20 protein-coding genes and 2 pseudogenes are annotated in these 22,911 nt (G+C 55.2%); 13 read left to right on the forward strand and 9 right to left on the reverse strand.

The annotated features are described in order from the left end of the window. Nucleotides 1-22: 22 nt before the first annotated feature. Both M2418_RS16890 and M2418_RS16895 read left to right on the forward strand, forming a co-directional pair. Nucleotides 23-592 carry a helix-turn-helix domain-containing protein gene (locus tag M2418_RS16890; protein ID WP_259148045.1) on the forward strand — a complete coding sequence of 190 codons (570 nt, stop codon included), beginning with the start codon at nt 23-25 and terminating at the stop codon, nt 590-592. Nucleotides 593-664: 72 nt separating this feature from the next. Then, nucleotides 665-1,183 (forward strand): N-acetyltransferase, encoded by a 519-nt coding sequence (locus M2418_RS16895; protein ID WP_259147961.1) that lies wholly within the window; start codon nt 665-667, stop codon nt 1,181-1,183. Between the two features lie 45 nt (nt 1,184-1,228). Here M2418_RS16895 and M2418_RS16900 read toward each other — a convergent pair whose 3' ends face one another. Beyond that, entirely contained in the window at nt 1,229-2,302 is a 1,074-nt protein-coding gene (locus M2418_RS16900) for a dienelactone hydrolase (RefSeq protein WP_259147962.1), read from the reverse strand. Between the two features lie 183 nt (nt 2,303-2,485). Between M2418_RS16900 and M2418_RS16905 the strand changes: the two are divergent. Further along, a pseudogene (locus tag M2418_RS16905) lies at nt 2,486-3,611 on the forward strand (helix-turn-helix domain-containing protein). On the opposite strand, the gene M2418_RS16910 reads toward M2418_RS16905, so the two are convergent. Next, on the reverse strand, nt 3,575-4,678 hold the full coding sequence (locus M2418_RS16910) for a TRAP transporter substrate-binding protein (protein ID WP_250983287.1): 1,104 nt from the start codon (nt 4,676-4,678) through the stop codon (nt 3,575-3,577). The pseudogene M2418_RS16905 and the gene M2418_RS16910 sit on opposite strands and share 37 nt — an antisense overlap. Before the next feature lie 416 nt (nt 4,679-5,094). Here M2418_RS16910 and M2418_RS16915 point away from each other — a divergent pair, with 416 nt between their 5' ends. Beyond that, the gene (locus M2418_RS16915) at nt 5,095-7,488 is read left to right on the forward strand and encodes a phosphoketolase (RefSeq protein ID WP_259147963.1); all 2,394 of its coding nucleotides are present in this window, start codon (nt 5,095-5,097) and stop codon (nt 7,486-7,488) included. Between the two features lie 54 nt (nt 7,489-7,542). Here the strand turns inward: M2418_RS16915 and M2418_RS16920 are convergent, their stop codons facing one another. Further along, nucleotides 7,543-8,010 (reverse strand): group III truncated hemoglobin, encoded by a 468-nt coding sequence (locus tag M2418_RS16920; protein WP_259148046.1) that lies wholly within the window; start codon nt 8,008-8,010, stop codon nt 7,543-7,545. 150 nt (nt 8,011-8,160) lie between these two features. On the opposite strand from M2418_RS16920, the gene mbfA reads away from it, so the two are divergent. Further along, the gene (gene mbfA, locus M2418_RS16925) at nt 8,161-9,144 is read left to right on the forward strand and encodes an iron exporter MbfA (protein ID WP_259147964.1); all 984 of its coding nucleotides are present in this window, start codon (nt 8,161-8,163) and stop codon (nt 9,142-9,144) included. Here the strand turns inward: mbfA and M2418_RS16930 are convergent. Together M2418_RS16930 and M2418_RS16935 are read right to left on the reverse strand one after the other, a co-directional pair. Then, nucleotides 9,084-10,709: an ABC-F family ATP-binding cassette domain-containing protein gene (locus M2418_RS16930; protein ID WP_259147966.1), complete on the reverse strand. Its 1,626-nt coding sequence runs from the start codon at nt 10,707-10,709 to the stop codon at nt 9,084-9,086. The genes mbfA and M2418_RS16930 overlap by 61 nt on opposite strands. 247 nt (nt 10,710-10,956) lie before the next feature. Further along, nucleotides 10,957-11,355 (reverse strand): RidA family protein, encoded by a 399-nt coding sequence (locus M2418_RS16935; protein ID WP_259147968.1) that lies wholly within the window; start codon nt 11,353-11,355, stop codon nt 10,957-10,959. Between the two features lie 205 nt (nt 11,356-11,560). Here M2418_RS16935 and M2418_RS16940 point away from each other — a divergent pair, with 205 nt between their 5' ends. After that, nucleotides 11,561-12,154 (forward strand): TetR/AcrR family transcriptional regulator, encoded by a 594-nt coding sequence (locus tag M2418_RS16940; protein WP_259147969.1) that lies wholly within the window; start codon nt 11,561-11,563, stop codon nt 12,152-12,154. A 36-nt stretch (nt 12,155-12,190) separates the two neighbouring features. Here the strand turns inward: M2418_RS16940 and M2418_RS16945 are convergent, their stop codons facing one another. Both M2418_RS16945 and M2418_RS16950 read right to left on the reverse strand, forming a co-directional pair. Further along, entirely contained in the window at nt 12,191-12,805 is a 615-nt protein-coding gene (locus M2418_RS16945) for a transglutaminase-like cysteine peptidase (RefSeq protein ID WP_259147971.1), read from the reverse strand. A gap of 97 nt (nt 12,806-12,902) precedes the next feature. Continuing rightward, a complete protein-coding gene (locus M2418_RS16950) occupies nt 12,903-13,715 on the reverse strand; it encodes a carboxylesterase (protein ID WP_259147972.1) in 813 nt (270 codons plus the stop codon). A 181-nt stretch (nt 13,716-13,896) separates the two neighbouring features. Between M2418_RS16950 and infC the strand changes: the two genes are divergently transcribed. The 6 genes from infC (at nt 13,897) to pheT (ending at nt 19,857) form a co-directional block, all read left to right on the forward strand. Continuing rightward, on the forward strand, nt 13,897-14,433 hold the full coding sequence (infC, locus tag M2418_RS16955; protein ID WP_250983679.1) for a translation initiation factor IF-3: 537 nt from the start codon (nt 13,897-13,899) through the stop codon (nt 14,431-14,433). 159 nt (nt 14,434-14,592) lie between these two features. After that, complete coding sequence (rpmI, locus tag M2418_RS16960; RefSeq protein WP_192486610.1) at nt 14,593-14,796, forward strand: 50S ribosomal protein L35; 204 nt, start codon at nt 14,593-14,595, stop codon at nt 14,794-14,796. A gap of 40 nt (nt 14,797-14,836) precedes the next feature. Further along, complete coding sequence (gene rplT, locus M2418_RS16965; protein WP_192486609.1) at nt 14,837-15,241, forward strand: 50S ribosomal protein L20; 405 nt, start codon at nt 14,837-14,839, stop codon at nt 15,239-15,241. A gap of 226 nt (nt 15,242-15,467) precedes the next feature. Continuing rightward, entirely contained in the window at nt 15,468-16,346 is an 879-nt protein-coding gene (locus tag M2418_RS16970; RefSeq protein WP_192486608.1) for a serine/threonine protein phosphatase, read from the forward strand. Next, the gene (gene pheS, locus M2418_RS16975) at nt 16,339-17,421 is read left to right on the forward strand and encodes a phenylalanine--tRNA ligase subunit alpha (RefSeq protein WP_259147977.1); all 1,083 of its coding nucleotides are present in this window, start codon (nt 16,339-16,341) and stop codon (nt 17,419-17,421) included. Before M2418_RS16970 ends, pheS begins: the two co-directional genes overlap by 8 nt. A 12-nt stretch (nt 17,422-17,433) precedes the next feature. Then, nucleotides 17,434-19,857: a phenylalanine--tRNA ligase subunit beta gene (pheT, locus tag M2418_RS16980; RefSeq protein ID WP_259147979.1), complete on the forward strand. Its 2,424-nt coding sequence runs from the start codon at nt 17,434-17,436 to the stop codon at nt 19,855-19,857. Nucleotides 19,858-19,936: 79 nt separating this feature from the next. Here the strand turns inward: pheT and M2418_RS16985 are convergent, their stop codons facing one another. Next, the gene (locus tag M2418_RS16985) at nt 19,937-20,830 is read right to left on the reverse strand and encodes a DMT family transporter (protein ID WP_250983279.1); all 894 of its coding nucleotides are present in this window, start codon (nt 20,828-20,830) and stop codon (nt 19,937-19,939) included. Nucleotides 20,831-21,110: 280 nt separating this feature from the next. Here M2418_RS16985 and M2418_RS16990 point away from each other — a divergent pair. Further along, nucleotides 21,111-21,860 (forward strand): annotated as a pseudogene (locus M2418_RS16990) (helix-turn-helix domain-containing protein). A gap of 9 nt (nt 21,861-21,869) precedes the next feature. Here the strand turns inward: M2418_RS16990 and M2418_RS16995 are convergent. Next, nucleotides 21,870-22,871, reverse strand: coding sequence for an aldo/keto reductase (locus M2418_RS16995; protein WP_259147981.1), 1,002 nt, complete (start codon nt 22,869-22,871; stop codon nt 21,870-21,872). Nucleotides 22,872-22,911: the final 40 nt, after the last annotated feature.

Below are 22,911 nucleotides of genomic sequence, written 5' to 3' on the forward strand. Positions count from 1 at the left end.
ATGCAAATCTCTGATCATGGACATGGAAAACGACATTCTCGAAAAATCGATTGGCGAGCGGGTCCGCACGTTGCGTGCTGAAAACGATATGACGCTCGACCAGCTCAGTATTGCTTCGGGCGTCAGCCGGGCGATGATCTCGCGTATTGAACGCGGCGAGGCGAGCCCTACCGCGTCGCTCCTGGCCCGGATTTGCGCCGCACTTGGCCTTTCGCTGTCAGGCTTTTTTGCTGAAGACGAGACAGTCACTCCAATTGTCCGCAAGGCAGAACAGAAAATCTGGCAGGATCCGGAAACCGGATATGTACGCCGCGCCATTTCACCGCCGCGCGTCGGCTCGGATGTCGATATTGTTGAGGTGGAGTTTCCGGCTGGCGCAAAAGTCAGTTTTCCACCGCACTCTGCTTCGCATGGCATGACCCAACATGTCTGGCTGCTGCAAGGCACGCTGGAAATGACGACACAACAGGATGTCTATCTCCTTGCGCCGGGCGATTGCCTGTTCATGCCGGTTGGCGAAGGTCACGTTTTTCACAATCCGGGTGAGCAGCCCGCCCGCTACTGCGTCGTTTTGGACCGGCGAGCCCGCTGACACGCCGATAAAACTCATCACAAATTTCTCAACGACACTCCCTCATCGATTTACATTTATCGACAGGTACCTATGGCAACGATCCGAATTCTAGATGCAGCAAATACATTAAACGCCCTGCCTCACCTGTGCGAGGTTTTGTCGGATTGTGTCAATGACGGGGCATCGGTTGGTTTCATGCTGCCCTTCACTCCGCAAGACGGGGCAGACTTCTGGCGGAATGTGGCTACTGGCGTCGATATAGGTGACATCATCCATGTCGTCGCGGAGGTTGACGGCGTTGTTGTCGGAACCGTTCAGGTGGGTCTGGCGTCAAAACCAAACCAGCCACATCGCGGCGACCTGATGAAACTGCTCATTCATCGTTCGCAACGCAGACAAGGACTTTCTCGTCTGCTGATGGATGCGGTAGAAGCAGAAGCTGCCAAACGCGGGCGCACGCTTCTCGTTCTTGATACGGCAACCGGTAGCGATGCTGAAGCAATCTATCCACGGTTCGGCTGGCAACGGGTAGGCGTTATCCCCGATTACGCTCTGTTCCCCGATGGCCGGTATTGCAGCACGACGATCTTTTACAAACGCATCGCATGATAAAACGCCGGGTTTTCCCGGCGTTTTGATTTACTGACATTTGGTTCAATGGCCGTTTTTCAGGGTGCGGGTGAAGGTATTGACAATGGTTTTAATCAGTTCCTGATGAATTTCAGCACGGTCCCGCAGACCGGTATCGCTGCAAATGGGGTCCAGTTCACCAATGGATTCAAGAAAAGCATTGGCGTCCTTTTTGCAAACCGGCAGAAAGCTAAAATGGTCAGCACCGCCGAGCCGAACATAATTTGCCGAGGAGATCTGATGTGACAGCTCATCCGCTTTGACGGCAACCGGAACCTTGCCCTCATCGCCGAGATTGATGAAAGTCAGTGGGATGGTCACGTCCTTGATGCTGTCGGGCTGGATGACTGTGGCCAGAGCGGGATCAACAAGAACCGCCGCCTTTATGCGCGGGTCCCTGTTGGATTGCTCAAACCGTCCCTTGTCGACGGTGCGCAAATCAAGCTTTGGCACGGATACCGCTTCATCATTCACATAACCGCGCCCACCGGCAAACCAGCGGCAATCCATCATGTCTGAATAGTCTTCACAATAACGCACAAACGAATCAAGATCGGCACGCAAACCGGAAATTTCCATGGCCGCCGCACCACCCAGCGAAAAACCCAAGACACCGACACTGCTCTGGCTGATGGAAGACACCCAGGCGTTGTCGGTGGTCAGGCTTGTGACAAGGTTTGAGAGGTCTTGCGTACGCTCCCAGATTTTTGGCGTGTCCTGTGGTGTCGAATAACCGCTCGTGGTGCCGGGATGGTTGGTGCCAGCCACGATGAAACCGGCCTCAGCCAGTTTCACCGCAATCCATGCCATGCCTTCGACCCTCGAACCTGAGCCATGAGACAACAGGACGAGCGGAAACTGGCCAGTTTTGATGGTGGCATCCTTGAAAGCCTGTGAACCTTCAAAAATTCGGTTATCGCTAACCAGTGTTTTTTCGCCGTCCCCCGCTGACGGGTACCACACCGTCACCTCGAGATTGCTGTTACGCTGTGGGGAAAAAACATTGATGTCGCGCACACCGACCTGCTCTGCAGAAAAGGCACCCGAGCCAGCCGTGCAGGCCATAAAAAGGGCAGCGATGGGAAGTTGAAACCGCATGAAAAACCTCGTTGAGTTGGATGAACGATGGCTCATGCTGGCAAAAATCAGATATTTAGCGTCCTTAATCATGATCAAGGTCGTACCGGAACGCGATCTGGTCCATTCATTGAATACTCAACCGGAGCAATCGGCTCATCTGCTGCACTTCGCGCATAAACTTCGTTCGTCAAGGCCTTTAACGTGCTGTTTATTCCCCTGCCCTTTGTCGTTGCCCTGTTGCTCGGTCTCACCCTGATCACATTGTTCAGGGCCCGTGAAAAAAAAACGAACCGGCCATTTCTGGCGCTGATCGGCCTTTGTGTGCTGCAATCGATTTCCGTCGGAGTGCGCTGGGGTTACGGTGTCGAGGACGTGCGTTATGTTTTGCCTATTATTGCCGGATGCCTGCCACCGCTTGTCTATGCCAGCTTCCGCAGCCTGATGAATGACCAACCTGCCACCCGCAATTTTACCCTGACCGGTATTGTCGTTTCTCCGCTGATCATTCTGTTGCTGATGCTGGTTTATCCGCTGGCGATCGACTTTGCGCTGATTACTCTGTTCGTCGGCTATGCGGTTGCCATTATCGCATTGGGTCGTTCAGGCCCTGATGGTTTGGACGAGGCGCGTTTTGCGAGTGTAGTGCCTGCCCACCGCGCGCTTTACATCGCCGCGGGCGCGCTGTGCCTGTCTGCCTGCTTCGACTTTCTAGTGCTGCTGGACTTCGAGTGGACACGCGGTGCCAATGTCGCCGCCATCGTCAGCAATGCCAATCTTCTAGGCCTTTTCTTGATCGGTCTGACGGCGTCGGTTGCAGAAGGCAGCAAGGTCGAGCCGGAGGCTGGCACAGAGGCGCTCAGCGAAGCGTCTATTCCACCTTCCACTGAAGACCGTGAAGTGATGGAGCGGCTGGAGCATATCATGCAAAAGGACAGGCTGTACCGCGATGAGAATCTCAATCTCACACGGCTGTCGCGCCGACTTGGCCTACCCAGCCGACAGATTTCCAATGCCATAAACCGGTCTGCCAATATGAGCGTATCGCAATACGTCAATCAGCTGCGTATCCGGGAAGCCTGCCGTCTTTTGGAAGAAACCGAGCAATCGGTGACCTCGATCATGCTGGATGCCGGTTTCCAGACCAAATCCAACTTCAATCGCGAATTTCGCCGCATAACCGGCCTGAGCCCGGTAGCATGGCGCGAGCGTGAGGTGTGGAAACTGGTCTCCACCCACAAAAACGGTCACCCGGATCAAACCGGGTGACCGCATAACAATTACCGTCGATGATTACAGCGTGCCATTGCGCTGCTGGATCATCATGTAGGTGTCGTAGGTGTATTCAGCGATCTGCGCCCAGAGATAGGCGTCCTTCTTGAAAGCCTGCTGGCTGTCATAGATTTTCTTGAAGGCTGGGTTGGATGCGGAAATTTCAGCGTAGGTTTCCAGTGCTGCCTTGTGGCAAACATCGAGAATTTCCTGGCTGAACGGACGCAGCACAGCACCCTGTGCGACCAGTTCCTTCAGTGCCTTCGGATTATGAGCGTCGTAACGCTCCAGCATGCTGGCGCTTCCGGCCGCGCAGGCGTCTTTCAAGATGCGCTTGTAGTTTTCTGGCAGGCTGTTGAACTTTTCGAGATTGACGAAAGCATGAACAGCCGGGCCGCCCTCCCACCAGGCAGGGTAGTAATAATACTTGGCGACCTTGTAGAAGCCGAGCTTCTGGTCGTCATACGGCCCAACGAATTCGGTCGCGTCGATCGTGCCCTTTTCAAGCGCTGCATAAACATCACCGCCCGCGATCTGCTGCGGCGTGACGCCTACCTTCTGCATGACCTGACCGGTCAGGCCGGCGATCCGCATTTTCAGACCCTTGAGGTCATCGATGGTGTTGATCTCCTTGCGGAACCAGCCACCCATTTGCGCACCGGTGTTGCCGAGCAGGATAGAGTAAATGTTGTGCTGGGCTAGGAATTCGTTGAGCAGTTCATTACCGCCAGCCTGATTGAACCAGGAGTTTGTCTGGCGTGCATTGAGACCGAACGGAACCGACGTGCCAAGCGCGAAGGTCGGGTCCTTGCCCACGTAATAATAGGAGCAGGTATGCGCCATTTCGACCGTACCGGCCGTCACCGCATCAGCAGCCTGCAAAGCTGGAACGATCTCGCCGCCGGCAAAGTGTTGGATGGTAAAGTTACCGCCGGTAGCTTCCTTCACATGGTCAGCAACAATCTGGCCCGCGCCAAACAGAATATCCAGACCCTTGGTAAAGGATGAGGTCATGCGCCATGTGATTTTAGGGTTTTCTTGAGCGATGGCCGGAGCGGCCAATGCAGTTGCCGTGACACCGGCGCCAACCGCGCCTGCATTGCGGATAAAAGATCTGCGATCCATGTTGGTTTGCCTTGTTATGAAGAGTTTCATAAGGCGAACCGCCGGGTACGCCTCCCACAGTTTACTAATCATTTCTTCTTCGTTGCTTCAAGTGGGAAAATCGATCCTTTCGCAAAAGGCGGCTTTGGTGTTCCGAATCTTGCGCGGACAGCATTTTAACAGCCGAGGATTGCAAGACTACGCCATATGATTGTAGCCTTCGGTCGCTAATCATAGACAAACCGCAACGTCACTTGATTTGCGTCAAGGAGAAGCCGGCCCAAGCAGTATCTTCTACGCATGGAACTGCACCAGCCCGCAAAGTGGGTTACGATTTTTGGGACCAGTCTGGTGCGTCGCAGTGAATTTTCTGGAGAATTTTGTTGCGTCCAATCGGGGCGTAACTCTCCAAAACATCACCAGAGTGAGGAGCACGTATGACGCAGGCAACAAAAGCAGTATCCGGTGAAAAAACATTGACGGCAGATGAGCTTTCGCTGATCGATCGCTACTGGCGCGCCGCTAACTATCTGTCCGTCGGGCAGATTTACCTTCTCGGCAATCCCCTTTTGAAAGAGCCTCTACGCGCAGAACACGTCAAACCACGCCTGCTGGGACACTGGGGCACCACCCCCGGTCTCAATTTCATCTATGCTCATCTCAATCGGATCATCAAAGCGCGCGACAGCAACGTCATCTATATCTGCGGCCCGGGCCACGGCGGGCCAGGCATGGTAGCCAGCACCTATCTCGAAGGGATCTATTCGGAAATCTATCCCGGAATTACTGAGGATGAAGCCGGGATGCTGAAGCTGTTCAAACAGTTCTCGTTCCCCGGCGGTATTCCCAGCCACGCGGCACCGGAAACACCGGGTTCGATCCATGAGGGCGGCGAGTTGGGTTACGCGCTGGTTCACGCCTATGGCGCAGCCTTTGACAATCCTGATCTGGTCGTTGCCTGCGTGGTGGGGGACGGCGAAGCCGAAACCGGACCACTGGCGACCGCCTGGCATTCCAACAAGTTCCTGAACCCGGCAAGTGATGGGACCGTGCTGCCAATCCTGCATCTGAATGGCTATAAAATTGCCAATCCGACCGTGCTGGCACGCCTGTCCGACGAAGAACTGACACATCTGTTTACCGGCTATGGCTATGAGCCGTTTTTTGTCGAGGGGCATGAGCCGGAAGCCATGCACCAGCAAATGGCGGCAACGCTGGATGTCATTTTTGATCGCATCAAGACAATCAAACAGAACGCGCAAAGAGACGCGTCCCAGCGTCCGCGTTGGCCGATGATCATCCTGCGTTCGCCCAAGGGCTGGACCGGGCCCAAGATGGTGGACGGCAAGATCGTCGAAGGCCATTGGCGTTCGCATCAGGTGCCGGTGGCCAATTGCCGGCAGGAAGCCGGGCACCGCAATATCCTTGAAGATTGGTTGAGGAGCTACAATCCGGAGGATCTGTTTGACACAAACGGCACCCTGAAAGAGGAACTGAAAGCGCTGGCACCGCAGGGTGAGCGACGCATGGGCGCCAACCCACATGCCAATGGCGGATTATTGCGCAAGGAATTGCATACGCCGGATTTCCGGACCTATGCCGTTTCCGTCACCACGCCCGGTGCAACCGAGGGGCAAGCGACCAAGGTTCTCGGCGATTATCTCAGAGATGTTATCCGGCTAAATGAAAGTGAGAAGAACTTTCGTATCTTCGGGCCAGACGAAACGGCGTCAAACCGTTTGGGTAGTGTGTTTGAGGCCACCGACCGCGTGTGGATGGCGCAGACGCTGGAAACCGACGACAATCTCGCCCCGCAAGGCCGGGTGATGGAGGTATTGAGCGAACACCAGTGCCAAGGGTGGCTGGAAGGATATTTGCTCACCGGCCGACACGGTTTATTCTCTTGCTACGAAGCCTTTATCCATATTGTCGATTCCATGTTCAATCAGCATGCAAAATGGCTGAAGGTTTCGCGTGAACTGGAATGGAGAAAACCGGTTTCGTCACTCAATTATCTGCTGACGTCGCATGTCTGGCGGCAGGATCATAATGGGTTCTCCCACCAGGATCCGGGCTTCGTTGATCTGGTTGCCAATAAAAGCTCGGAGATTGTGCGGGTCTATCTGCCACCGGATGCCAATACCCTTCTGTGGGTTGGCGACCATTGCCTGAAAACATGGGACCGGGTGAACGTGATCGTGGCGGGCAAACAGCCTGCCCCGCAGTGGTTGGCCATGGAAGAGGCCGAGCGTCATTGCGAAGCAGGGCTTGGCACATGGGAATGGGCCGGCACCGAGGACGGGCTGGAACCAGATGTGGTGATGGCTTGCGCCGGCGATGTGCCGACCATGGAAACACTGGCGGCGGTTGATCTGTTGAGGCAAGCATTGCCACACCTGCGCATTCGCGTGGTGAATGTGGTGGATCTGATGACACTGCAGTCACCGCAACATCATCCGCACGGCATATCCGACGAGCAGTTCGACCGGATATTCACCACAGATCGGCCGGTGATCTTTGCCTATCACGGCTACCCCTATCTCATTCACCGGCTGGTCTATAAGCGCACCAATCACCCGAACTTCCACGTGCGTGGTTTTATTGAAGAAGGAACGACCACAACGCCGTTTGATATGGCCGTGATGAATGAGTTGGACCGCTATCACCTGGCAATCGAGGCGATCAACCGGTTGCCGGTTCTCAAGGAAAAGGCCGCAGATGTCGTGACCGCGCTTCATGAAAAGCTGATGCAGCACAAGATGTTTGTGTGTGAACACGGCGAGGACATGCCGGAAATCCAGAACTGGAAATGGCCTTATCCCAAACCATAGTCAGAAAATAACCGATTGGGCGCGCGCTGCCGAGGGGCGTGCCCCCTTGCCCTGTCAGATCCGTTTTATCGCGGGATCATCCAGTGCCGGATTGTAAAACAGTGACAATGTCAGGCTGCGGGCGATACGCTCGGCCGTTGCCATGAACCAGTCATGCGCTTCACGGCTGGGGGCGATGTCACTCAGCGTTTCCGAAAAGAGCGCCAGCCATTGCGGAAACAGACCGGACGTCATGCCCTGTACGCCAACATGCGCCTGCACCGGTTTTCCCGCATAACCACCATTCTTGAATGCGATGGCCGACCAGAAACTCTTCATCTTGGCCATATGTTCAGGCCAGCGGCCGTGCAGCCTGCCATCAAACACCGGCCCCAGCTCCGGGTGAGCGAGAACGCGACCGTAAAAGGTCTCAACGAGATGATCGATAAAAGCCGCATCGATCCCCATCCGCGCCATCTCATCCTCGGCACGGCGCTGAATTCCAGCGTTGTGGGCGGCTCTTGCCTGTAGATCATCGCTCATGCTGGTTCCGGCGGTTCTTTCTGCACTCATGTCTTTCTGCCAGCCTCATATGGTCTTCATGGGCAATTTTCGCAATGCGACCTTTTGCATCCCTTGCTTCCCAGCGCGACATTGAATATATTTAGAATAATTCTAAACTAGGACATTCCCATGTTGCGCTCGCTGTTTGCCTCTTCAAAACGTGATTTTTCTTCGCTGAGCGAACAGGAGATATTGGCACTGGCCATTGCGAGTGAAGAGGACGACGCCCGGATCTACCGCGCCTATGCCAGCATTCTGAAGCAGGATTACTCGGCATCAGCCAAAATTTTCGACGACATGGCCGAGGTTGAGCAGACGCACCGCAATATGCTGATCGACATGCACATACGCCGGTTTGGCGACAATATACCGCTTATTCGCCGTGAGCATGTCAGCGGGTTTTATGACCGCAAACCGGACTGGCTGATCAAGAACCTGTCGCTTGAGAAAATCCGTATGCAGGCCGAGCTCATGGAACAGCAGGCGGCGAATTTTTATGACCAGGCGGTCGCCCGCGTGTCCAACGCCGATACCCGCAAACTGCTTGGCGATCTAGCAGATGCGGAACGTGGACACCAGGACATCGCCGAGATGCTGGAAAACAAACATCTGGCCGACGGCGTTAATGAGACCGAAAAAGAAACTGCGAAACGCCAGTTTCTGCTGACCTATGTGCAGCCGGGTCTTGCCGGTTTGATGGATGGTTCGGTTTCGACACTGGCGCCGATTTTCGCGGCGGCCTTTGCCACCCAGGATACCTGGCAAACATTCCTCATTGGCCTTTCCGCCTCCGTCGGTGCTGGCATCTCCATGGGCTTTACCGAAGCGGCCCATGATGATGGCAAACTTTCCGGACGAGGATCACCGCTCAAACGCGGCCTTGCCTCGGGTATCATGACCGCCGTTGGCGGCCTTGGCCACGCATTACCCTATCTCATTCCACATTTCTGGACGGCCACCGCCATAGCGGCCGTCGTGGTCTTTGTTGAACTGTGGGCAATTGCCTTCATCCAGAACCGCTTTATGGAAACGCCATTCATGCGGGCAGTCTTTCAGGTGGTGCTGGGTGGATCGCTGGTGTTGGCAGCCGGTATAATCATCGGCAATGGCTGATAACGGTTTATACCGATTGCCTCCAGAAACACCTCGTCATGGCTGACGACCAGCAGCGCGCCGTCATAGGCGCGCAATCCCGCTTCTAGGGCTTCGATCGCCTCCACATCCAGATGGTTCGTCGGCTCATCCAACACCAGCAAGGGTGGCGGCGATGAACCACCCAGTGTGCAGGCAAGCCCTGCCCGCAAAAGCTGACCGCCACTGAGACTTCCGGCAATCTGCAGGGCAGCGTCGGCACGGAACATGAATCTCGCCAGTGCGGCCCTGCATTGATTGTCATCGGAATTCGGGTTCAGCCGGCGGAAGTTATCAAGAATTGAGGTCGCGCTATCCATCAGGCTGACCTGTTGGTCGAGCATGGCCCAGGGGGTGAACACACGCACCTGACCGGCCCACGGTTTCAGCGCACCTGTAACCAATGACAGAAGGGTAGATTTTCCCGCACCATTTTTGCCTGTGATGGCAATACGCTCCGGTCCGGTGATGGTAAAACTGACATCGCGCAGAACGGGTGCTTCAGGCTGATAGCCTGCTGTGACGTTTTCCATCTGCAGGACCATTTTGCTGGCTGGCAGACCGGTTGACGCCAGTGTTACCACCAATGGCTGGAGGATTTCCTTACGACGTCGTGCCGTTTCCAGTGCTGCTGTAGCTTCAGTCTGGCGGCGCTCGGTCAATCGCGCATAGCCTCCACTGGTACTTTCGCTTCGCCCTTTCATGGCGCCAAGCAAGATACGTGGCTGATCACCCTTGGCGGCTTTCTGCTTACCCGTGCTATCCTTGCGTGCCTTGGCTTCTGATCTCGCCTGCGCTTTGCGTGCAATGTCGTTAAGCTGCTTTTCGGCCTCGGACATATCCTGCTCGATAGCGGAAAGCTCCAAGGCTTTGGCTTCACGATAATCGCTCCAGTTGCCACCGTAACGATTTGCGCCAAGCGACGTCAATTCCACGATGCAGTCCATCGTATCCAGCAATTCACGGTCATGGCTGACGACAAGTACACCGCCGCGCCATGTCGACACAAAATCGATGACCGCTTGGCGTCCTTCACGATCCAGGTTGTTGGTAGGCTCGTCCAGAACGATAAAGTCAGGTTGCGTGAAGATCAGTGCCGCAAGGCCGGCACGGGTTCGTTGCCCACCGGACAAGCTGGAAAGCAGGGTTTCAGCGGTGACAGCAAGGCCGAGAAGATCAAGCGACGCGCGCATGCGATCTTCCAGCGTCCAATCGGCATCCGCCAGTTCTTCCATTGTCGCTTCGCCATTTTCAGCACGGCGAAGAATGGTGAGAGCACCAGACACGCCAAACAGATCCGCAACGGTTTCATCAGCTGCGATCTGCACAATCTGCTTCATGGCGCCAACGCTGCCAGAGACCGAGATATCACCCGCCAGCGGCTGCAGTTCACCGGTTATCAGTTTCAGAAGTGTCGATTTACCGACGCCGTTGCGGCCGACAAGGCCGGTCCGTTCTGCCTCGAAAGCAAGCGTAAGGTGGGAAAAAAGCGGGCGCCCCTCAGGCGTCGACCAGCTTAGATTGGAGAGTGTTATCGAAGTTGACATGAACAAGGACTTTCCCGTGAACAACAAAATTTGTGACTGTTGTTGCCGGGTTGAAATCCATGTTGCACACATCCTGTAAGCATTAAAACTGGACCATATAATAGGATCCAGTTTCCTTGGCTTCAAGAAAAATGGTTTGTGTGCCAAGTCTTACCGCACAAATCCCGTCGCTGTGAGTGATGAAGGCGGGTGGGCATGGGCCGGTAAAGCACGCAAATACCCCACGTGCTTCACCGGGAACAAACAATCAGTTCGATTGCGGAATGCGGGCAATGACCTTGATTTCGAAGTCGAAACCGGCCAGCCAGCTCACACCGACAGCGGTCCAGTTCGGATATGGCTTTTCCGAAAATGCCTTGTTCTTGGCGGCCATCACCACCTCGAACTGGTTGGCAGGGTCGGTGTGAAATGTCGTGATATCGACAATATCATCAAAGCTGCTGTTTGCTGCTTTCAGGACCGCTTTGAGATTGTCGAAAGCTAGCTGCACCTGCTTTTCGAAATCCGGTTCTGGAGATCCATCTTCACGGCTGCCGACCTGGCCGGACACAAACAGCAGATCACCGGATCGGATTGCTGCGGAGTAACCGTTGATTTCATAGAGTTCTTGCCTGCTGGCAGGGAAAATAGCATCGCGTTTGGTCATTGTGTGCTCCTTTAAAACGCACTCGTCCAATTCCAGAACACGGGTCTGCCTTACGCAGTGGCGTTCTTGGATAAATCGGTCGATTTTTCATTGCTTTAGTGAGCGGGACGCAGCATTGATATACGGCCCGTATGCCAATATATGTTAGCATACATCGCGTATGTCAATATACATACGGACCGTATGTTAATTTCAGGAGAGCCGAATGGCTGCGAAAACACGTGCCCAGATGGTTGAAGAAACCCGCGCCAAGCTCATCACTGCAGCGCGAAAAGCTTTCGCAACAAAGGGTTATGCCGCCGCGTCCATGGACGACCTGACGGCCGAAGCCGGTTTGACGCGTGGCGCGCTCTATCACAATTTTGGTGACAAAAAGGGCCTCCTATGGGCCGTCATCGATCAGATTGATGGTGAGATGCTGGCACGGTTGCGCATCGTCCAGGAGGATGCAGCGACGCCCTGGCTCGCATTGCTCGCTGAAAGTACCGCTTATATCGAAATGGCCCTAGAGCCTGAAATCCAGCGTATCATGCTGCTGGATGGTCCGGCGGTTCTGGGTGACCCCGCAAATTGGCCCAACCAGACGGCTTGCCTGCAACGGATTGAAAAAACCGTTCAGGGCCTGATTGACGATGGAACACTGAAAAAAGTCGATGCAAAGGCTGCGACATGGCTGCTGAATGGCGCTGTGCTGAACTCAGCACTGTGGATTGCCGCCGCTCAAAATCCGGAAGAGGCATTTCCAAGAGCTGTCGATGCTTTCCAGAATCTGGCCTCGGGATTGCTGGCCGACACATAAACTGAAGCCTGCACAGGCAGGCTTCACTCGAGATAGTTATCGCAGAGCACCAACCAGAACGTCGCGACCATCTTCGATGGAAACCCAACGGCCAGAGTTAAACGAGGCCTGGCGCTTCAGGTATGTGTATTGTGTGTCTGTCCAGAGTTTTACCTCATCCGACAGGTTGTCGAGAATGAAGTCACCTTCAGTGGTGCGCAATGTCAGTACAGCGTGTCCTTCGCCATCAGGCTTGCGAACGACGGTGATCAGAAGGTCGGGCACGGAAAATCCGTTCTCGATCAGCATCTTTCTTTTCAAAAGAACATAATCTTCGCAGTCACCGGCCGTGGTCGGATATTCCCAGACCTCATCGCGACCATAGATTTCCTGATCTGTCATGGCGATGATGCTGTTGTTGACCGACGCATTGATCTCGCGCACCAGCTTCCAGCCATATTCGGTCACACGTGGTGGAGCCGTCAGTTTGCTGCGCACATTGCACTCGGCTGCGTATTTCTGACAGAACTCATAATGGCCAATTGGCTGCGAGGTAACACCGCCTGTCACCATAGACAGGCTGCCCTTGTTTTCCGCCTGCACGGAAGCCGCAGAGAATAATCCCGCGACAGCTGCTATCAACAGCGCACGCGCCAGCGGTGCTTTCATCATGAAACCGTCCCTTACATTCTTAACAAAACGTTAAAATGAGGGACGGCTTTGAGTCAATCATTAGCGATTGCTGAAGGCAGAGAGATGTTGAATATGGTTAAGACCGTTGCGGTTTTGCCGAAAACGCCATGTCTTTTACCGCCTGCAGCATACGCTCGATATCCTGCGGGCGTGAAAGCCGGTGGTCGCCATCCTGTATCATGGTCAAAACCACATCATCGGCCGGCAGAAACTGCATCAACCTTAGAGCATGGGTGTAAGGCACATCAGGATCTTGTCCACCCTGCAGAATATGCACCGGGCAACCGGTTTCGATAATGCCCTTGAGCACCCGATTTTCGCGGCCATCCTCAATCAGCGCGCGGGTAAAGATATTTGGTTCAGGGCTGTATTCGGAAGGCTCCTCGAAATAACCACGGTCTGCAAGCGAGGCTTTTTCTGCATCCGACAGGTTTGGCTCGATCAGTTCGGCTGTAAAATCCGGCGCCGGGGCGATCAAAACCAGACCGTCTATCGTTGCTGTCTTGAGCTTCTTTAATTCCTGCACCAAGCGCAACGCGATCCAGCCGCCCATCGATGAACCGATGGCAATGATGCTTTTCGGTTTCTGATCTGCGATCACGGCCAGCGTCTCATCCAGCCAGCGCGAAATGGTGCCCTTGGTAAAATCCCCGCCGGAGACGCCATGACCGGAATAATCGAACCGAATGCAGGCCAATCCATGTTCACTTGCAAAACGATCAAGCTCGACGGCTTTGGTTCCGGACATGTCTGAACGATAGCCACCCAGCCACAAAAGGGTCGGACCTGTAGCACCAGCCTTGGCAGGACGAACAATCATTCCTATATTGCGTGCATCATCATCGTTACCGACAGTGATGTATTGAACCGGATTTTCGCTGTTTTGCATGCCTGCACTCCTCGATTTTGACGTCTTGTAGAGCAGATTCGCAAAAACCGCGACAAGTGGTGATTTTTTCCAGCACTTATGCTATTGACTTCGCCACGGCAATCACGACATTTCCGCCATTTGCTTCGGCAGGAGGTCATTGCCGCAGCCAATCCGGAAAACAGTTCAGGAGAATACGACCATTCGCAGACCTTTCAAAGCCGATGCCCCCGTCAAGGAGGGCCCGCGCTCCAACCGGGAAATTCGGGTTCCCCGCGTTCAGCTCATCAATGAAGAAGGCACAAACCTCGGCCCGATGCCGACGGATCAGGCCCTGAAACTGGCAGAGGAGGCCGGTCTCGATCTCGTTGAGATTTCGCCGAACGCCGAACCGCCGGTATGCAAGATTCTCGATCTCGGCAAACTGAAGTACTCGACCCAGAAAAAGGCCGCTGAAGCTCGCAAGAAGCAGAAGATTGTCGAAGTCAAAGAAATCAAGATGCGCCCCAACATCGACACCCATGACTATGAGGTGAAGATGAAGGCTATCAGCCGTTTCTTCGAAGAAGGCGACAAGGTGAAAGTGACCTTGAAGTTCCGTGGCCGTGAAATGGCGCACCAGGAACTCGGCATGAAGCTTCTTTTGCAGGTTAAGGAAGACACATTGGCGATTGCCAAGGTAGAAGCCGAGCCGAAACTCGAAGGCCGTCAGATGATGATGGTTCTCGCCCCCAAATAATAAAGCCTGACAGGGCTTTTTATAAAGAGTTGCGCTTTTGGCCGACTGCGGTTATAAGCGCGCGTCCGAACGGTCCGGCAGGGCATGCCGAGGCCGTTCCAGAATAGCTTGAAACAAGGCCTCATCCGCCAGTTTCGATACAAAAAACGGAGTAGCAAAATGCCCAAGATGAAGACTAAATCGGCTGCCAAGAAGCGGTTCAAAATCACCGCAACCGGCAAAGTCGTTGCAGCCGCTGCTGGCAAGCGCCACGGCATGATCAAGCGTTCCAATAAGTTCATTCGCGACGCGCGCGGAACCATGGTTCTCGCCGAGCCTGACGGCAAGAAAGTCGTCAAGAACTACCTGCCGAACGGTCTCTAAGACTTTTCCGCGTATTTGGACACTTTAAGGAGATCATGATATGGCTCGCGTAAAACGTGGCGTTACTTCCCGCGCCAAGCACACCAAGACACTCAAGGCCGCTAAGGGCTTTTACGGTCGTCGCAAGAATACTATCCGTACAGCTAAGGCTGCTGTCGACAAGTCCAGACAGTATGCAACACGTGACCGCCGCGTCAAGAAGCGCAACTTCCGCGCTCTCTGGATCCAGCGTATCAACGCCGCTGTTCGCGAATCCGGCCTGACCTACGGCCGCTTCATCGACGGCCTGAACAAGGCTGGCATCGAAGTTGACCGCAAGGTTCTGTCTGACCTGGCAATCCATGAGCCGGCAACGTTCGGCGCACTCGTAGACGCTTCCAAGAAGGCTCTCGAGTACCTCAAGGAAGCCGGTACGAAAAACGAGTTTGAAGCTGCTGTAAACTAATACGGCGCTGAACATCTTCGTTCTTATTAAACCCGCGCCGGTTCATCCGGCGCGGGTTTTTTCTTTCGATGACATGCGTCCGGAGCATTGGACCGAAAACGCCCAGCGGTTCTCGATCTGATGCCCAATGACAGCTTGGAGCGACGGAACTTAATCCAGTTCATCTCTCGCCGCTCTGCACATGAAACAGGGAGGATCGCCAGCATAACGCGACGATCGGAGGCTTATGTTAAATGCAACGGATATGGACACGAAAAAGCGTGGGTTCCGCGTCACGCTGAAAGATACGGATATTGCCGCCCTTATGCAGGCACTGCTGGCCAGTGACCGGCGCATCCAGCGGCTTGAGCTTGACAGCGGCGCCGTCTGGATCAAACGTCAGGGAACGGAGAATTCCTCCTGGTGGATTTCGCTGCAGGCTTTCCTGGCAAAACTCCTGCCCTATTCATTTCTCAAGCCGTCACCACTTCTCAAACCTGCCGCCATGATGGCGCGGGAAATCCGTCGCATGGAGCGTTTTGCCGAAAAGGGCTTTCCTGTTGCAGAGATTGTCTATGCGTCCGATACCGCAATTGTGCTTGGTGATGTCGGCCCGACCGTCGAGGTCATGCTCAAGGGTTTGAAAAACGCCTCTCCGGCAGAAAATGACGCACTGCTGGTCAAGGCAACAGAAGCGCTTGGCGCACTGCATGCCACCGGTCTGTGCCATGGACGCCCACATGTGCGCGATTTCTTCCTGCGTGACGGCCGCATCGGCTTCATGGATTTCGAAGAAGAGCCGGAAGCTGTCATGCCGCTTGAATCTGCGCAGGCCCGCGATCTGTGGCTACTGTTTCTGATCGTTGCGACCCGCTCCGTCGAACAACAAAAAACCTGTGATGAAGCCTTCCGCCTGTGGCGGAAGCAGGCCCCTGCCGCCACCGTTCAAGAATTGCAGCGTCTGGTGACCGTTCTTGCGCGATTTTTACCGCTTGCCCGGTTGATCGGGCGCGTGCGGATGGGTAGTGATCTGCGACGCTTTATCATGGCGACCGACTATCTGAAGAATGCTGTGAAACCGCAAGCCGCTGGAACATATCCCGGCGAGGCAGGAAAAGATGACTGAACTTGATACTTTGAAATCGCAATTGATGTCGGAGATCGCCGCAGCCGGTGATGAGGCAAGCATTGAAGCTGTGCGTGTTTCGGCGCTGGGCAAAAAGGGTTCGGTTTCCGAACTTCTCAAAACCCTGGGCACAATGACACCGGAAGAGCGCCAGACACGCGGCGCGGCCATCAACCAGCTGAAGAATGAAGTCACCGACTTTATCACTGCGCGCAAGAGCGAACTAAAAGATGCAGCCATCACGGCCCGCCTGAAAGCGGAAACAGTCGATGTCAGCCTGCCTGTTCGTCAGTCCCCTGCCGAGCGCGGCCGCATCCATCCGATCAGCCAGATCGTTGATGAGATCACCGCGATTTTTGCCGATATGGGTTTCTCGATTGCCGAAGGTCCGGATATCGAAACCGACTATTACAACTTCACGGCTCTGAATTTCCCGGAAGGCCACCCTGCCCGCGAAATGCACGACACCTTTTTCCTGCCTGCCAATGACAAGGGCGAGCGCAAGGTTCTGCGCACGCATACCTCGCCAGTCCAGGTGCGTACGATGGAGGCCCAGAAGCCGCCGATCCGCATCGTCATTCCGGGCAAGACCTACCGTCAGGACTCTGACGCCACCCATTCGCCGATGTTTCATCAGGTCGAAGGTCTGGTGATCGACAAAAAGGCAAATGTCAGCAATCTGCGCTGGATTCTGGAAGAGTTCTGCAAGACCTTCTTCGAAGTCGACAGCGTTGTGATGCGCTTCCGCCCGTCATTCTTCCCGTTCACGGAGCCGTCTTTCGAGGTGGATATCCAGTGCGACCGCTCCGGCCCGATCGTCAAGTTCGGCGAAGGCAAGGACTGGATGGAAATTCTCGGCTGCGGCATGGTGCATCCAAATGTGCTGCGCGCCGGCGGACTGGAGCCGGACGAATATCAGGGCTTTGCCTGGGGCATGGGCCTCGACCGCATTGCCATGCTGAAATACGGCATGCCTGATCTGCGTGACTTCTTCAACGCCGACGTTCGCTGGATGAACCACTATGGCTTCCGCCCTCTCGACATCCCGACCCTGTTCGGCGGCTTGAGCCAGTAAGGAGAAAAGACGATGAAATTCACACTCTCCTGGCTGAAAGAGCATCTTGAAACCGATGCCACGCTTGATGAAATCTGCGAGCGCCTGACAGCCATCGGTCTTGAGGTTGAAGACGTGGATGACAAGGCGGCCTACAAGCCCTTCGTTATTGCCAAGGTTCTGACGGCTGAAAAACACCCAGAGGCAGACCGCCTCAAGGTATTGAGCGTTGATGCCGGTGACGGCAAGCCGGTTCAGATCGTCTGCGGTGCACCCAATGCACGCGCCGGTCTCGTTGGTGCGCTGGCGCGTCCGGGCACCTATGTTCCGGGTATCGATGTGACCCTTTCGGTCGGCAAGATCCGCGGCGTGGAAAGCCACGGCATGATGTGCTCCGAAAAGGAACTCAACATCTCCGACGACCATAATGGTATTATCGATCTACCGGAAGATGCGCCAATCGGCACATCCTTCGCAGCCTATGCCGGTCTTGATGACCCGGTTATCGAAATCAACCTGACGCCAAACCGTCCGGACTGCACGTCGATCTACGGTATTGCCCGCGATCTGGCCGCATCCGGCCTTGGCACGCTGAAGACAAAACCGGCACCGGCTTTCAAGGTCGAGGGCCTGACACCGGTCGACGTAAAGCTGGATCTGGAAGACGCGGCCCTTTGCCCCGGCTTCTCCCTGCGCATCGTCCGTGGCGTGAAAAATGGCCCCAGCCCAAAATGGATGCAGCAGCGCCTGATGGCGATTGGCCTGCGCCCGATCAACGCGCTGGTTGATATCACCAACTACATGACGTTCGATCAGGGCCGTCCGATGCACGTGTTTGACGCTGCAAAGGTCAAGGGTAATCTGGTGGTCCGTCGCGCTCAGGAAGGTGAAACTATCCTGGCGCTTGACCAGCGAGAATACAAGCTTGGTCCCGCCAACATTGTCATCGCTGATGACAATGGTCTGGAATCCATCGGTGGCATCATGGGCGGCGAACATTCCGGCTGCGATGAGAACACCACAGACGTGCTGATTGAATCGGCTCTGTGGGACCCGATCAACATAGCCAAGACCGGTCGTACACACGGCATCATCACCGATGCCCGTTATCGTTTCGAGCGCGGTGTCGACCCGCAATATATGGTTCCGGGCCTTGAGCGCACCACGGAACTGGTTTTGGAACTGTGCGGAGGCACAGCGGGTGAAGCCAAGATCGTTGGTTACAAGGGTTTTGAACCCAAGTTCGTTGACTTCCCGCTGTCCGAGGTCAAGCGCCTCACCGGTCTCGACGTTTCGACGCAAGAAAGCCTTGAGATCCTCAAGGGGCTTGGTTTTGGCATTGAAGGTTCGGGTGAGCGCGTTAGCGTTTCAGTTCCATCATGGCGTCCAGACGTGGAAGGCAAAGCCGACCTGGTTGAAGAGGTCATGCGTATCCATGGCGTGGACAACATCAAGCCACAGCCACTGGAAACCCTTGGTGCCGTCAACGGCCGTATCCTGACCACGCTTCAAATTCGCACGCGCACCGCGCGCCGCGCATTGGCCAGCCGTGGCATGCTAGAAGCCGTGACATGGTCGTTCATTAAGGAAGCACAGGCCAAGCTGTTTGGTGGCGGATCTCCTGCCCTGAAGCTGGCTAACCCAATTGCGGCCGACATGTCCGATATGCGGCCTTCGCTGCTGCCAGGTCTGTTGACCGCCGCTCAGCGTAATGCCGACAAGGGTCATGGCGACGTTGCCATCTTCGAAGTGTCCGGCACCTATGAAAACGACACGCCGGAAGGTCAGCGTCGTGTTGCTGGCGGCGTTCGTCGCGGCACAGCATCGCTTTCCGGCGCTGGCCGCATGTGGTCCAACGCATCGAAGGGCGGCGGCAAGCCGGTAGACGTCTATGACGCAAAGGCTGATGCACTGGCCGTGATTGAAGCTTGTGGATTGCCAATGTCCAATGTCCAGATCGAGGCCGGTGGACCGGACTGGTACCATCCGGGCCGTTCTGGCACCATCAAGATGGGGCCGAAGATTGTGCTTGGGTATTTCGGAGAATTCCATCCGAAAACACTCGGTGAACTCGACGTGGCGGGCGTCTATGCCGGTTTCGAGATTTATCTCGATGCCATGGCAGAGCCTAAGAAGAAGGCCACCCGCACCAAGCCGGCGCTTGAACTTTCGCCATTTCAGGCTGTTAAGCGCGACTTTGCTTTTGTGGTCGACAAGTCGGTGGAAGCTGGTGCGATCATCAAGGCTGCAACAAGTGCGGACCGCAAGCTGGTGACCGGTGTGAACGTGTTCGATATTTTCGAAGGCGCATCCCTTGGCGAGAACAAAAAGTCCATCGCAATCGAAGTTCAGATCCAGCCGGTCGACAAGACCCTGACGGATGAGGATTTCGAAGTACTAACTGCCAAGATCGTCGGCAATGTCGAAAAGACAACCGGCGGCGTGCTGCGCGCCTGAGACAGCATTGATTTTAAACGATCAAGGCCCGCGAAAGCGGGCCTTTTTGTTTTGGTTGGCTGTTGTTGCGGCAGACGTTTCAAGCCGTCGCCGTTTTTCGGGGTGTAGGTTGTTTTGCAAAGATCACCACATTGCCGGCCAGCGTCAGCAGCAGGCCAATGCCGCCAAGCAAAGTCCACTGATACCCTTCATAAAGCGTCGAAAGCGACAGCGCGACCACTGGAAACAGCACGGTGGCATAAGCGGCCCGCGACGATCCGATGCGCGCGACCAGCATCAGATAAGTGGTAAAGCCAACGACGGAACCAATGGCAGCGAGATAGAGCATGGCCAGCAGGTATCGTGTGTCGGGCGGTGCAACGACCGGCGTTCCAGTGACCGCAATCAAACCCAACAGAATGATTGCCCCATAGGTCATGCCCAAGGCATTAGCTGTGGCCGGTGTAATGCCAGCCGCACTGTTGCGGCGTGACACCATGTTGCCGAGGGAAAAGAACAGCGTGCCGAGCGCCGACAGGCTGACACCTTTCCACGTGTCGACATTGTAGTGGATGAGGATATCAGGCCCAAACAGCAACACCAGACCCGATGCGCCGAGAGCTGCCGCCACCAGTGTGCGCCCGGTAATCGCATCGCCGAAAAACAGCCGAGCATTAATGGCGTTGTAGATCGTCGCCAGCGAAAAGATCACCGAGATCAGGCCCGATGGCACGTAGCTTGCGGCATTGTAGAAACAGATGAAGTTGAGGCTGAACAGGCAAAATGCCTGCGCCAGAATAAAGGGCTGATTTTTCAGTGCCGGAATTTTCAGTTTTCCCATCACTATCAGGACGATGAGAAACAGAACTGCTGCGGTGGCAAAGCGGTAAAAGACCGAAACCAGGACCGGCACCGGCCCGACCTGCATGGCAATTGCGATCCAGGTGGTGCCCCAGATCAAGACGGTGGAAATAAATAGAATGATGTTGGCCATTTGGTCCTCGCGGTATTGCGAGAAAGATATGCGCCGCCCGTGAACCGCATTCTTGCATATTCTTGCGGTGAAATGATCTCGGCTTACCTGAACCGTTGCGTAGATTGTGACAGGACCCAAACTATTCGGTAGAATGGCCTCATCGTCAGGGTTCATCATGCAGGCTCAACCGCAATCCGTTTTCAGTTTTCTCAAGGCGTCGCCTTCCGCAGATGTGGTTGGTGCGATCGATCTTTCGTTTGGGCGCTCGGCAGCAATCTGGCGCAATGCGCATGACCGCATGAAATATGAGCGGACTGGCGGACACACATTCAGCCTTTACCTGCAAGGCGGCACCGGCACGCGGCGGTTGGACAATGGCGGTGTGAACGGTTGACCGGGGGCCTTGTGTGTCATGCCGCAAGGCGCCTCGTCGGAATGGGAAATCACTGATACCTTCGAGTTTGTGCATCTCTACGTAGAGGATGACGACCTGCGCCGTTTCTATACGGAAATGTTTGATCAGGACGCCAGATTGATGGTGTTGCCCGAGGCAACCTTCGACAATGCGCCTGAAATGGCAAAGGCTTTGCGGCGCATTGCAGAGGCAACCCGGCAAAGTGATAGGATGGCCGCAGATGCCGCCGTGACCAGCGTATTGACTCAACTGTTTACCGATCCGCGTTACGGCGGAAAGCAGTTCCCTTCGATCAAGGGTGGCCTGACGCCAGCGGTACGGCGACGGCTGATTGATTATATCGATGCCAATCTTGGTCAGACGCTGGCCCTGCATGATCTGGCAGGGATTGCCGGCCTCAGCGAATTTCATCTGCAGCGCATGTTCCATGCCAGCTGTGGGGTTTCCCCACATGTCTGGGTGATGCACAGACGCATCGCCCAGGCCAAAGTGCTTTTGGCAGGACGCGATCCGATTGCTCAGATCGCGTCCGCCTGTGGTTTCAGCAGCCAGAGCCATTTGACACGGGTGTTCAAGTCCCTTGTCGGCACCACGCCTTCAGCCTACCGCCAGCGTGTCCTCACTCACGCCTGAGGCCGCCTGTCAGCGGCTTGCCATCGAAGCCAGTTGCTGCGGATAACGACCGCCTGCAACTTTTGCCGGCGACAGCATATCGCCAAGTTCCTTGACCTCTTCTTTGGTCAACACAACATCTGCCGCAGCAATGTTCTTTTCCAGATTGGCAATCTTGGTGGTTCCGGGGATTGGCACGATAAAATCACCCTGCGCTAGGACCCAGGCCAGAGCCAGTTGACCGGCTGTTACACCCTTTTGTTCTGCCATCTCTTCCAGCAGTGCAACCAGCGCCAGGTTGGCATCGAAATTCTCCGCCTGAAAACGCGGAAGCGAACGACGGAAATCATTATCCGACAATCCATCCAGCTTTTTCAGTGCTCCGGTCAGGACACCGCGACCAAGTGGGCTGAATGGCACAAAACCGATACACAGCTCGCGGCAGGTGTCCAGCACGCCATTTTCTTCGACATCGCGTGTCCAGAGCGAATATTCGCTTTGCAATGCCGTGATCGGATGTTCGGCATGTGCCTTGCGGATGGTATCGGCACTGGCTTCGGAGAGACCGAGATATTTGACTTTGCCCTGCTTCACCAGATCAGCCATAGCGCCCACCGTCTCTTCAATCGGCACATTGGGGTCGACGCGATGCTGATAAAACAGATCAATAACATCAACGCCGAGACGTTTCAGCGAGGCTTCAGCCACGGCGCGGACATTTTCAGGGCGGCTGTCGGTGCCCACCATCATCTGGCCGGCCGGTTTGCTGGTATCAATCTTGAAACCGAACTTGGTGGCAATCACCACCTTGTCGCGGTAAGGCTGCAGCGCCTTGCCGACAAGGATTTCATTGTCGTAGGGACCGTAAACTTCCGCTGTGTCGAAAAAGGTGACGCCCAGTTCCACCGCCCGGTGCAACGTGGCAATCGAACTGCTGTGATCTGCCGAGGGACTATAGGCGTGGGTCATGCCCATGCAGCCAAGGCCAAGCGCCGAGACAGAAAGATCTTTTCCGAGAGTTCTGTTTTTCATTTTGTCCGTCCTTTCAGGAAGGAAATATTCTTTGAGGAAC

Origin of the sequence: Rhizobium sp. BIGb0125, assembly GCF_024810055.1 — a bacterium.
Taxonomy (GTDB): Bacteria; Pseudomonadota; Alphaproteobacteria; order Rhizobiales; family Rhizobiaceae; genus Agrobacterium.